Annotated in this window: 9 protein-coding genes and 1 pseudogene; 6 read left to right on the top strand and 4 right to left on the bottom strand. The window is 40.8% G+C overall.

The annotated features are described in order from the left end of the window. Positions 1-182: 182 nt before the first annotated feature. Together AS888_RS05780 and tagD are read right to left on the bottom strand one after the other, a co-directional pair. On the bottom strand, positions 183-1,346 hold the full coding sequence (locus tag AS888_RS05780; RefSeq protein WP_061141228.1) for a CDP-glycerol glycerophosphotransferase family protein: 1,164 nt from the start codon (positions 1,344-1,346) through the stop codon (positions 183-185). After that, on the bottom strand, positions 1,339-1,737 hold the full coding sequence (gene tagD / locus AS888_RS05775) for a glycerol-3-phosphate cytidylyltransferase (protein ID WP_061141227.1): 399 nt from the start codon (positions 1,735-1,737) through the stop codon (positions 1,339-1,341). Before tagD ends, AS888_RS05780 begins: the two co-directional genes overlap by 8 nt. 529 nt (positions 1,738-2,266) lie before the next feature. On the opposite strand from tagD, the gene AS888_RS05770 reads away from it, so the two are divergent. The 6 genes and pseudogenes from AS888_RS05770 to tagH all read left to right on the top strand — a co-directional run bounded on the left by AS888_RS05770 (position 2,267) and on the right by tagH (position 10,467). Then, on the top strand, positions 2,267-2,479 hold the full coding sequence (locus AS888_RS05770) for a hypothetical protein (RefSeq protein WP_061141226.1): 213 nt from the start codon (positions 2,267-2,269) through the stop codon (positions 2,477-2,479). A gap of 20 nt (positions 2,480-2,499) precedes the next feature. Then, positions 2,500-5,829, top strand: a complete 3,330-nt coding sequence (locus AS888_RS05765; RefSeq protein ID WP_061141225.1) for a CDP-glycerol glycerophosphotransferase family protein — start codon at positions 2,500-2,502, stop codon at positions 5,827-5,829. Positions 5,830-5,919: 90 nt separating this feature from the next. Beyond that, the gene (locus AS888_RS05760; protein WP_061141224.1) at positions 5,920-7,458 is read left to right on the top strand and encodes a glycosyltransferase family 2 protein; all 1,539 of its coding nucleotides are present in this window, start codon (positions 5,920-5,922) and stop codon (positions 7,456-7,458) included. Between the two features lie 187 nt (positions 7,459-7,645). Continuing rightward, positions 7,646-8,851: pseudogene (locus tag AS888_RS05755) on the top strand (CDP-glycerol glycerophosphotransferase family protein); the annotation flags it as partial. Positions 8,852-8,854: 3 nt separating this feature from the next. Then, positions 8,855-9,652 carry an ABC transporter permease gene (locus AS888_RS05750; RefSeq protein ID WP_061141222.1) on the top strand — a complete coding sequence of 266 codons (798 nt, stop codon included), beginning with the start codon at positions 8,855-8,857 and terminating at the stop codon, positions 9,650-9,652. Positions 9,653-9,669: 17 nt separating this feature from the next. Beyond that, positions 9,670-10,467 (top strand): teichoic acids export ABC transporter ATP-binding subunit TagH, encoded by a 798-nt coding sequence (tagH, locus tag AS888_RS05745; protein WP_061141221.1) that lies wholly within the window; start codon positions 9,670-9,672, stop codon positions 10,465-10,467. Between the two features lie 41 nt (positions 10,468-10,508). Here tagH and AS888_RS05740 read toward each other — a convergent pair whose 3' ends face one another. Then, positions 10,509-11,672, bottom strand: coding sequence for a glycosyltransferase family 4 protein (locus AS888_RS05740; protein WP_061141220.1), 1,164 nt, complete (start codon positions 11,670-11,672; stop codon positions 10,509-10,511). Between the two features lie 19 nt (positions 11,673-11,691). Then, a complete protein-coding gene (gene murJ, locus AS888_RS05735) occupies positions 11,692-13,218 on the bottom strand; it encodes a murein biosynthesis integral membrane protein MurJ (protein ID WP_061141219.1) in 1,527 nt (508 codons plus the stop codon). Positions 13,219-13,222: the final 4 nt, after the last annotated feature.

Here is a 13,222-nt window from a genome sequence, read left to right as displayed (position 1 = left end):
ACTGGTTTATATTGGTTTGGAAATGGTGATTAAACCAACAATATTTTCTATATTATGAGTCTTTTTTCATATATGTCTGAAAAATCAAAAAGTTTGTCACACGCTGTTAAAATACCCTTTTTTTACAAAAAAAATGACGGTTATACGAACAAAACCCCCTTCATTCATGAAGGGGGTTTTTGTTATTTAAAAAGATAATCAACTACATTTCGGCTTGAGGCTCCTGCCGAGTATTGGTTCCATTTTTGGTTAAAGGGAGCGATCTTCACTAATGAGCGATCGGAGAAACGGATTTCCCTCAGCAGCTCCTTCGTGGTGGATACCACCGGTCCGGGCATGGATGTTGTATAATCCTCCCAAAATCCCCGCTCTTGTTCATACTCGGCTAAATCATAGGCAAAGAAAATCATCGGTCTATTTAAAAAGGAGAATTCAAACGGAATGGAAGAGTAGTCAGTTATTAAAAGGTCTGTACTTATAAGCAGTTGATTGACATGAAATTCACTCGTTACAGAATAAACGAACCCAGGGAATTTAATCTGAAGATCATGATCTGCTTTAACAGCGGGATGCAGTTTAAGCAGGATGGCATAATTTTCATCGTGCAGTTCTTTATACAGTAATTCCAAATCGAGTGCAATCTTCCCATCATCCAATCCATCATTACGGAACGTAGGGGCATATAGCATGATTTTTTTGTGCTCCAGTTCCGGAAACTTGGCAAGAAACGCACGGCGTGCCGTTTTTTTTGAATCTTCATCGAAAAAGAAATCGGTTCGAGGTATCCCGGTCCTTAGGATGCGTGATGCTGGCAATTGAAAACTTTCTTGATAAATTTCTGCCATTCTGTCTGAACCTGCCGTAACATAATCGAATGTATCATAGACCTTTAAAAACCTTTTACGGGCAGCGGCAGAACGGTTTTGAATGGAAGGGTCTTTTGCGCCGAATTGTTTAACGGCACCTGCCGCATGCCAAACTTGAACACACTTTACTTGCTTCTTGAATGAAATCGCAGAAAGAAAGCCAAAATAATTATCAATGATGATCCATTTGGAAGTAGCGATATGGTAAATCGATTGGAATAAGGCCATGATATTTTTAGATTCAAACGGAAGGACGATGGATTTCCCACCGTCCTTCACATGTATAAGACTGCTCGGCTTCATTAGAAACACTTTTTGAACAGGTATGTCCTGCTTGTCCATTTCATCTGCAATATATTGGCAATTATCCCCGAATGATGTGACAAAGGTCGTTTTGTCTTGTAAAGGGAAGAGTTTAAAGATAGAGAATAAAATCTTGAAGCATAAAAGATAAATCCCTATCGCGAATTCTTTAGCCATTGGTAACTTGTAAAAGGTCATCTTTAATTTGGGAAGTCGAAATGCCGATCGTTCTTGGAAGGTAGACCACTTCACAAACTTCGGATAATTCATCGAATTTGCCTTTCCAATCATCGCCCATTACGAAGATATCCACGCCTTCACGAATGATATCTTCCTTCTTTTGTTCCCATTTATCTTCAGGTATGACTTCGTCCACATAGCGGATCGATTCAAGAATCATTTTTCTATTTTCAAAGCTATGATAAGCCTTTTTATCTTTTATAGCATTAAATTCATCAGTGGAAATGGCAACGATAAGATAATCTCCTAAATCTTTTGCGCGTTTCAATAGATTGATATGTCCCCAATGAAGCAAATCAAAGGTACCATAAGTGATTACTTTCTTCATTTTTATTCCTCCTGTAAGACCCTTTATTTCTCTTTACATATGATGAGTCATAATAATATATAGTTGGACCATTAGAATACTATATGAAATGTTTGCCTCTGCGGCAAAACCAAAAATGTCTTACCTCACTAATTATAACTTAATAGCTTTACAAATAAACAACAATTTATTTACAATTAAACCACATTTTTTTACATCGATGTTCCTTATAGATAACACTATTAAGTTAAGGTTACATGTCGACTACATTGTATTCTTCTTTAGGGAACGTTAATTATAATGTACCTATGGAGAGAGAAGTATATTAAAAAGTATACAAATATAATATCAAACTCCAATCACTCTTATCTTATGGTCTCGAGAGATCATATATGAATCACATTTTATCATGTTTAGGAGGGAACAACTAGAGTAACTCCAGGAGGGCTTACCCGTTAGGAATGGAGGGGGACAGAGGGGCATCATGTATAGGCTCCAAATCTGTCGGTTACCATTGTAAGACACCTTTATTAAATGGAAGGAACCTGCTTTGAAATCGAACATCTATCATTCGATATGGCCATTCATGAATGGGGTGATGGGCCACCCAACCGATTTCAGCCAGTCAACGGACATTCTGCTGAGCAATAAGGATTGGGTGGTAATATATGGGCGGTTCAATTATCGGTTCCATGATATTGAGTCTACAACCAAAAAAGATTATGATTTTAACGTACAATATAGATTCATCTTATTTAAATAATTTGTTATAGGTGGTTTAAAATGATAAAGAAGCTTCTTGGAAAAAGAAAAGCAACAAAAACTCCTAAAATTAAGCTTAAACAAGTTCTGACCATTGGGCAAAAAGACAATATGTTGTTTATAAAAGGTGCATTTTCAAAAGAACATTATTTTGCAAAAGAAATATGGATATTTTCTAGAGACCATGAAGATAAAAAAATAAAAATTGCTGAAATTGCCGGTTCAGCCAATTTTGAGTTTGGCATAAATCTCGCGGATTTAATACGGAAATTAGAAGGCAGCGACCCTTCTGTTTATGACTGTTATATGAAGATTTCCGTTCCAGTTGAGAAGCTAAGTAAAAAAACAATCCTTAATATCGAGCATAAAGCTGAATATGTAGAAGGATCTGAACAGATCCATATAGAATATCCGATTCGTCTAGGCCGCTTTCAGGAAACGCACATTGAAAATCTGAATTTCTACTCCTTTGAAGATAATCAAATGATTTTTTCGATAACTAATAAAGGGAATTTATCTCTATATGTCAATAATCCCCCTAAAGTAATGATTAAGTCTCAAATTGAAAAAATAACCAATAAATCGAAAATGTTGCATATTAATGGGCAAATTTTCACCAAGCACTCAAAGGTCATAAAAGGTGAGGGCATCATCAGAGGAAGGCAAAGCGGCAAGGAATACAAAGCGAATATGTCTTTTATCCATAATCGTGAAATGCATATCATAAAGTATGGGCTGAATCGTTACATATATAAGATGATGCTGGATTTGGAACAACTGGTCAGTGCCGATTTGCAAGATGATATATATGATATTTACATGAAATTACATTTGCATGATCAGGAAGTGCCGAAATTGGTACGCGTAGGGCGTCCGACGACCAGAGCTAAGCTATTCACTAAAAAGACCGACGTCAGGTCGGATCAAACGGTGGCTATCGTCAACCCGTACTATACCTTTAAAGCATCCAACTTGTCTTTGGAAGTGTTCAATTTCCCTAAAGAAAGTTATCGATATTTAAAAAGGATGATGGGGTGGAGGCGAATTCTCGGTTCATTTAAAAAGAAAAAAGATGTCTGGTTGGTTGGAGAAAGAACGTATAAAGCCCAGGATACCGGCTATCATTTTTTTAAATATATGAGGGAAGAACATCCTGAAAGGGAAGTTTATTATGTAATAGAAGAAAATTCCGTCGAAGCCAAGAACGTCGAGCCCTTTGGAAATGTACTATATTTCAAATCAAAGGATCATATTAAAAAGACATTGGAGTCCACACGCATCATTGCTTCACATCATCCAGACTATTTATATCCTTTAAGAACATCTGAATTTAAAAATCGGGTTAAGGGTGTTAAGGTGTTTCTTCAACATGGTGTTATGGGTACGAAAAACATGGTGGCGAACTATGGAAAAAAGGCCACTTCCGGTTTTAATACGGATGTGTTCCTAGTAAGTTCAGAATTCGAAAAGGATATGATCGTAACCGATTTTGGATATAACGAAAAAGAAGTATTCGCAACAGGACTATCTAGGTTCGACTCACTGTTCAAGGACGACGTTTTAATGAAACGGCAGCTGTTGATCATCCCGACCTGGAGAGATTGGATCACTTCCGATGAAATATTTTTGGAAAGCGAGTATTTTGAAAGGTATCAGAAATTGGTGAATCATCCGGTTTTACATGAATTATCTGAAGAAAATGGGTTTGAAATCATTTTTTGCCTTCACCCTAATATGCAGAAATTCACTGCTTATTTTAAAGATGCGCCAGTTAGGGTAATAAGTCAGGGTGAGGTGGATGTCCAAAGATTGATCAAGGAAAGTGCGATCATGATCACGGATTATTCAAGTGTCGCTTTTGACTTTAGTTTCCTGCATAAACCGGTGATTTACTATCAATTCGATAGGAATCGTTTCATAGGCAAAAGGCCATCACATTTGGATTTGGATAACGACCTTCCCGGTGAAATCGTTAATGAATTGGATGAATTGCTGGATAGGTTAGCCGAATATGCCAAAAATGATTTTGTCATGAAGCAAAAGTATATCGACAAGGCTGACCGCTTCATAAAATATCGCGATGTACATTCCAATTCGAGAATATTCGAAGTGATTCAGCATGCAAAAAAGGATCAAGATACGTTCATTAAAGTGTATAACCATCCGTTCCTTAAACTTGTTATGACTCGATTTAGAAAAAGTGAATATTATTTCCCTGTGATGAAAAAAGCATATAAAATGATGTCTAGACTTCTCCCTGTCGATAAGAACCTCATTCTGTTTGAAAGTGGAATAGGCAAGCAATTCGCAGACAGTCCGAAGTATATTTATGAAGAGTTAATTAAAAGGGACAATAAACATAAAAAAGTTTGGGTCTATAATGGCAATTTACCTGTAAAAGGGAAGAATACGAAGCTGATAAAGCGCCTAAGCCCGGAATACTATTATTATTTAGCCAGAGCAGGATACTGGATAAATAATCAAAATTTCCCTACCTATATAAGCAAAAGGAAGGAAACGACTTATATCCAGACTTGGCATGGCACCCCCCTGAAAAAAATGCTATTCGATATAGAACAGATACAGGGAAGGGACGAAGGTTACTTAAATCGGGTGCATGCGGCGACCAAAACATGGGATTACTTAATATCACCGAGCGAATACGCATCCACGGCCTTCAGAAGTGCCTTTAAATATGAGGGGGAAATATTGGAAACGGGGTACCCGAGAAATGATCTGTTTTATAAGGAAGACGCTTCCATCATTGCCGAATCCGTTTCGGACAAGCTGAAGATTCCAAAAGGGAAGAAAGTCATCTTATACGCCCCTACATTCCGGGATAATCAAACATCGAAAAATAATAAATTCGTTTTCGAGTTGAAATTCGATTTGGAAAGAATGAAGCAAGCGCTTGGCGATGAATATGTCCTATTGTTGAGGATGCATGTGGTCATAAGTAATAACCTCAGCATACCGAGCGAATTCGGGGATTTCGTCATGAATGTATCCAATTATTCAGATATACAGGAACTATACCTGATTTCTGACATATTGATCACGGATTATTCTTCAGTCATGTTCGACTATGCGAATACTGCCCGGCCGATTCTGTACTATACTTATGATCTGGAGGATTACCGAGATAACATCCGCGGATTCTATATGGATTTTGATAAAGAAGCACCAGGTCCATTTTTGAAAACGACCGAGGAGCTTATCGATGCCATTACCAATATCAATGGAATAAACAGTGAATATAAAGAAAGATATCGTCTATTCAGGGAAAAATATTGCGGCATAGAGGACGGTAAAGCTACAAAGCGAATCGTGGATAAATTTTTCGAAGATTGATGACTTAAAGGGTATTGTTCTTTTAGTATCTGGTGAACGGGCTGCCTAATCGAAACATGCACCTCTACACATAGAAGGAGAGGATTTCGAATGAATATCTTGGTACGTCAAAAAGCGAGGGAACTTTTAAAGGGCAGTGCTGTAAAAATTAAAAATAATCCGTCAAGCTTAAGAAATAAGTTTTTAGGAAAAGAAAAAAAAGTCACGATAGTTACTGCTGCTTATAACTCTGGAAAATTCATCAGGAAAACGATTGAGTCCGTCATAAATCAATCCATCGGGATCGATGAGATCGAATATATAATCATTGACGACTGTTCGACTGATGATACTTATACAATCATTCAAGAGTATGCGGCTAAATATAAAAACATTTGTTCAGTGTCCCTTCAAGAAAATAACGGGTCCCCAGGGACCCCCAGAAACATCGGAATTGAATTGGGAACAAGCAAATATATAACCTTTTTAGATGCAGATGACTGGCTTGCGCCTGATGGACTGGAAAGCCTCTATAACATCCTGGAGGAAACTGGTGATGATTATGCAGTGGGCAAAACGGTTAAAGTCGAATCCGAGTCAGAAAGTGTTATCGGTGAGTTCGCTTCGGTTAAAGAAAGAAGAAGCATTACCCCACTGGATGTCCCGCACTTTTTCTATCACATGGGTCCTACGGCGAGAATGATGAATCTGTCGATGGTTAAAGAAAATGAAATTGGTTTTCCCAATATGAAATTCGGTGAAGATAAATGGTTCTTCACGGATGTTTTCTTTACGGTCGGAGCGGTTTCGACTACTAAAAAACCTATTTATTATGTCAATAGGACTTCAGAAAATCCAGCTTCTTTAACGCGCGTTACAAGTGTGCTGGACAAAAGAAAAGCGGATATTGAAATCATAAAGCATATTCAATCCAAAGACATTGCCCCTGAATTGAAAAAGATCGCTCTTAACCGGATTTATGAGTACGATTTAGTCAAATCGTTCGACAGCCAAATTTTCGTTAAATCCAACAACAAAGAAGATTTCATTGAAATATTAAGGGAAGCTGTTGAAACTGCGAAAAACTTGCCATATGATTTTCAGGATGAATTCAAAGTGCCTATTTATAAATTGGCGCTTGAACTATTCATGGAGGATCGGATTGATGATTTCGTAAGGGTATTTCAATGGTTAAAACAAGATGCCAATAAAAAATATCATATCGAAGATGGGTTGCCTTATTATGAACTTCCATTTTTGGAAGGGACATATCGCTTCGTCAGGATCCCGATGCTTGCTCGTGCAATAGATTCCTATATCATCGATAATGTCTACCACCAAAGCTTTGAAATATACGGTGATGATATAAACAGCATCGAGTCTGTATTAATACGGGATAGAAAAAGGATCGATAATGAAATCACATGTGACGTACAAATAGAAGGCAATCGAGGGCATTTCACTGTTTCGCTGGATGACATCGATAAAATGGAAAAGTCCCTATTTACAGTGTTTATTCGATATAATGAATATCAACTGATCAATATTAAAAGAATCCTCAAAAATAAGATGACGTATAATAAGAAGAATGTGGAGTTTTATACAACGGTGGCAAATAATTTGGGGCTGGCAATTAAGTCTTTGGAGTAGCTGTTCGAAGTACGCCAAAAAAGCTCCGCCTTTTGTTGGGCGAGCTTATTTTTGGTGTATGTGAGGTCGGGGATGTGTCTCGATAAGCGGGAATGACGGTGCTCCATGGTTCATTTATATCAGCAGTCACCATTATTAATTAATAAAAGGGAGATCGGATATGTCAAACGAAAAAACGGAAACCTCAAAGAGACCTTCCTTTCTATCGCTATTTAAACGCATCGCCAAAGCCATTATATTAAGAGGATATCAAATGTTCTTCGCAATGGCAGGCAGGGTATTGCCGGTGGACCAAAAGCTGGTCATGTTCGAGAGCTTTTTGGGCAAGCAGTATAGCTGTAATCCACGAGGGATTTATGAATACTTGCAGAGTCACCATCCTGAATATAAAATGTATTGGAGCGTGGATAAAAGGTATAAGGCTCATTTCGAAGAGGCAGGCATTCCATATCTCCATCGTTTTTCGTTAAGTTGGCTGCTTAAAATGACCAGAGCCCGCTATTGGGTAACGAACAGCAGGCTCCCGCTTTGGATTCCGAAGCCGAAGCACACGATCTATTTGCAAACGTGGCATGGGACGCCACTAAAGAAGCTTGCGGCCGACATGGAGGAAGTTCATATGCCGGGGACGACGTCGGAAAAATATAAAGAAAATTTCCATGCCGAATCAAGCAAATGGGATTATTTACTATCGCCGAATGCTTATTCAACGGAAATATTCGCCCGCGCCTTCAACGTCGATCCTACTAAAATTCTGGAAACTGGTTATCCCCGTAATGATTTACTTTACAATGGGAATAATCGTGATACAATCGACTCATTGAAACAGAAGTTGGGTATTCCCTTAGAGAAAAAAATCATTTTATATGCTCCCACTTGGAGGGACGATGAGTTCTATGATAGGGGAAAATATAAGTTTGAACTAAAGTTGGATCTGAATCGAATGCAACGGGAATTGGGAAACGAGTATGTCATCTTGCTCCGACTTCATTATTTGGTTTCCGAGAACATGGATTTATCGGCGTATCAAGGGTTTGCCTATGATTTATCCAGTTACGAAGATATAAGCCATTTGTATCTTATTTCGGATTTATTGATTACCGATTATTCATCCGTATTCTTTGATTACGCAAATCTGCAGCGTCCGATGCTCTTTTTTGTATATGATATCGAAAAATACAGGGACAAGCTTCGCGGGTTTTACTTTGATTTCGAAAACAATGCACCTGGTTCGTTAGTAAAAACATCCGATGCGGTCATTGATAGTATCAAGAAGATTAAATTTGAAAATACGAATGATATCAATCATTTTCACGAACGGTTTTGTGCACTTGAAGATGGCCAGGCTTCACGCCGTGTCGTAGAAAAAGTGTTTTTAGGAAGGTCTGTGTAATATATGAGTTCAGCTTTGACCGTTTTAAAAGAACAAATCAACAATTTTTATTTAGTCAGGCGCTTATCCGTCTATGAGGTAAAAAGCGCCAATAGCAATAACTATCTTGGAATCCTATGGGAAATCATCAATCCGATGATCCAAATCTCAATTTATTGGTTTGTGTTCGGTTTCATCATCTTAAATCGCGGTGACAACTTCCTTCCATGGCTGATGGCGGGAATCGTGGTCTGGTTTTTTGTGAATCCGGCTACAACCCAAACATCCAAATCGGTCTATTCCCGACTGAATATGGTATCCAAGATGAGTTTCCCGATGAGTGTCATTCCTTCTTATGTCATCTTTGCTAAACTGTATCAGCATCTTATGCTGCTTGGAGTCATCATCATCCTATTAAGCTTCACGGGATATTTCCCTACAGTTTATATCATACAACTTCCGTATTATGTTGCCGCAACGGTTGCGCTCTTGTTTTCATTTGGCTTGATTACTTCAACGGTATCAACCATCATTCGTGACGTTCATAATCTAATCGTGTCCTTAATGAAAGTTTTGTTTTATTTAACGCCAATCCTCTGGGTATTGGATGCCAAGGAGCACCCGCTCATTCTCAATATCATGAAGCTGAATCCGCTCTATTATATTGTGGATGGGTATCGCGCTTCGTTATTGGGGGAATCATGGTATCTGATCGAGCATTGGGAATATACGCTTTATTTCTGGGCAGTCATTATCATTTTGTTTATGATAGGTTCCTCGCTGCATGTTAGATTTAGAGATCGCTTTGTTGACTTTAAGTAAACAGGAAGTGAGAAAAGTTGGAAAAATCTGTAATTGTAAATGATGTAACGAAAAAGTATAAATTATATAATAAAAACTCGGAAAAATTATTGGACCTCCTTTTGCCTAAAAGCTATGGGGAGGAGTATTTTGCCTTGAGGAATGTAAGTTTTGAAGCGGAGAAGGGCGATGTAATAGGATTTGTCGGTGTGAATGGATCCGGGAAATCCACTTTGTCCAATATCATTGCCGGCATTATCCCGCCTACTGACGGAAATGTCCAAACGAACGGGAAAACGGCTTTGATTGCCGTTGCCTCGGGCCTGAATAATCAATTGACCGGCAGGGAAAACATTGAGCTGAAAATGCTGATGCTTGGATTCGATAAGCAGCGGATCAAAGAACTTGAACCTGAGATCATCGAGTTTTCCGAGCTAGGCAAGTTCATTGACCAACCGGTGAAATCTTACTCAAGCGGTATGAAATCGAGGCTCGGTTTTTCCGTTTCCGTGCATATCGACCCTGATATCCTGATCATTGATGAGGCCTTATCTGTCGGGGATAAAAACTTTGCTGAAAAGTGCTTGGAGAAAATGAACGAATTCAAGGAAAAAGGCAAAACGATGTTCTTTGTCAGCCATTCAATCGGTCAGATGAAGAAATTTTGCCAAAAGGCTTTATGGCTTGAGTATGGGGAGCTAAAGGCGTATGGTCCCATGAAAGAAGTCATGCCGCAATACGAAGCATTCTTGAAGGAATATAACGCCATGTCCAAAAAAGAACAGAAAAAATACCGCGATGAACAAATGAAAAGACGAAGTTCACAGCTCGTATGAAAAAATAAGCAGCCCCAATTCATTGGGACTGCTTGTTTTTTTTAGAGCACTTCATTGTAAGCGGTCTCGAACCGCTTGGCTGCGGAGAGGTGCGAATATTCACTTTCCATTTTTGATCGTGCCCTCGAAGCTAACGTGGATGCATATGGAGGATCATGAAGCAATTTTAAGATGGATTGTGCAAGTGCCTTTGTATCCTTCTCCTTTACAAGAAGGCCATCCTCACCATCCACAATGATTTCCTTCAAACCTCCGATTGCACTGGCAATGACGGGGGAGCGGCAGCTCATCGCTTCCAATGCAGAAATGGAAGTAGCCTCTTCCACCCCGTGCGAGTGTACGCTTGGGATGAGGACGACATCTGATGCTTCATAGAGATGATGCATATTCTCGAACGGCACGGACCCGATGAATCTTACGGAATCGGTTAATTGGAGACTGGCTGCCGTTTCCTCGAGCCGGGCGAGCTGCTCCCCTGTGCCGGCATAGACCAATATCGTTTCCTGATGGGCTTTGAGCACCTCCGGCAGGGCAAGGAGCGGATAAATGACGCCGTTCTTTTCTGTCATCCTTCTAGGCACGAAAAGCATCTTCTTATGTAGGGGGATCTGGAAATCCTGACGGGTTTGCTCCCGTTTCGCGCTTTCCGGTGCAAAAGCTGACAGGTCAATGAAGTTTTTGATCGCTTCCGCCTCGATATGGGCTAAATGGTGTATATAATCTTTGATTCTCTGGTCGACCGTCACGACTTTTGCTGCGGATTGATAAGCTTTTCGTTCAAGCTCCCGAATGGTCAAATCTTCTGCACTATCCGGGAGGAGCGCCCCCCTGCTGACTGCCTCGAATGAATAATACCCATGGACAGTTTGCACCGTTGGAATTCCGGATTCAACGGACGCGAGCGTAGCGAAAATATCCTGTGCATTAATGACATCATAGTGCTTATTCAAGCTTTTTATCGAAGAAGCCAATAATTTTTGGCGTTGTCTGTCATTGAAGAGCTGGCCGCTTCCTTGTTTTACTTTGTTCAATAAAAAACCGGGTGCCTGGGCGAGCATTTTCTTCTTGAAATGGGGTAATTGGGAGAAAGATAATACGTCTACCGTATGTCCCCGTGATATCAGCCCTTTCTTCAATGTCGTGATATGACTGGAAAGCCCCCCTTCGTGAGGGTAGTCGAATATCGTTGTAATCAATATGTTCATGATCGGCACTCCTTTTCCTTCATTTCGATTTGAGCCTGCTCCATGATTTCAGGCTGCTCACTTTAAAAACCATCGATAATCCGAGGTACAGTCCAAATACCAATAACGAGATGAACACTAGTTCCACAATGATGGGGAACGCCAAAGCAAGCGGGTGAAGCCATCGGGCAAGTCCGTAAATGATGGCTCCGATGATGAGCAGCTTGCCGCTTTCGAGCAAGACATCCCTGAAAACCGCGGTGTCCTTCCTCCCGTCAGCCTTCAGCCAAAGGCAGCAAAACAGGTAGAGCGATTGAAGGAGCATGGAAATCCCTGTAGCCATGGCAATGCCGCCGACTCCGAGATGCCGCGATAGGAACCAGCTGAGCATGACGTTAAGGAGTACGGCGAACAAGCAGGAATACATGGCCGCTTTTGTTTTTTTTAAGGCATAGAAGGCGTTCATCAAATAATCCCTAAGTGCAAAGAAAGGGAGGGCGGCTGAATAAAAGAAAAATGCCGTATAAGTCGTTTCGGTAGCCGAAGCATCAAAAGCCCCGCGTTCAAAAGCCAAGGTAATCAAGCCATTTCCGCTGACTAACATGACGATCACGAAAGGCACCGCCAAAAAAACAAGTGATTTCATCCCTCTTAAGGTCAATTCGAGGAAAGCATTGTAGCTGATGAGCGCCCGTTCGACGATGGAAGGATACAAGACGGTAATCAGCGGTGTGAGGACAATGCTTAACGGCAGCCATAATAGCCGGTTCGCATAGTTCAGCGCCGCTACGCTCCCGGTTTCGAGCGAGGTGGCGATGATCCGGTCCACGACACTATTCAGCTGGATGGCCAGAGCAGCGATGATGATCGGATAAAAGGTGGACAGTGTTTGGACGATCTGCCGCTTATGAGGCAGGAAAGAGAGGACGGGCCGGATGCCGTATCTCTTCAATGACGGGTATTGAATCAGGAATTGGCTGGCTGCACCGAATACAAAGCCCCAGGCCAACCCCTCCACCCCAAAGGGGGCAGCACACAACACGGTGGCCACTATAATGACCGTGTTTTGGGCAGTGGAAGTAAGCGCCGGCAGGATGAAACGCTTATTCGCATTCAGGACGCCGGTTGCCATGTATGAAAGCGTAAAAAATAGTAAACTAGGCAGCATGATCCGGGTCAGTGATTCCGTCAGCTCAAGCTCTGCACCTGAAAAACCGGGCGCAACCAGCATCACGAGCGGCTTTGCGAAAATCATGCAAACAATGGTCATGACTCCTGCGGCCAGCATGAAGAAGGAACCTAATAGACTGATGAAATCATCCGCCTTGATTGGATTTTCCGCTTTCTTTTCCAAATAAATCGGGATGACGCCAGCCTGGAGCCCGCTGCCGAGAGCCGTAAACAATATGGTGGGAATGAGGCTCGCCACGAAAAAAACATCTGCCGTGGATGAAGCCCCGAAATAGGCGGCTATGATTGACTCCCGGCCAAAGCCGAGAACTTTCCCGACGGCTGTGATGATGGTGACGAGCCCGACCGATTTAAGTACATGTGAACGAGTAGGCATATTT

Origin of the sequence: Peribacillus simplex (assembly GCF_001542915.1) — a bacterium.
GTDB classification, from domain to species: Bacteria; Bacillota; Bacilli; order Bacillales; family DSM-1321; genus Peribacillus; species Peribacillus simplex_B.
Note: the sequence above shows the minus strand (reverse complement) of the source record. Positions and strands in the feature narration are given on the sequence as shown.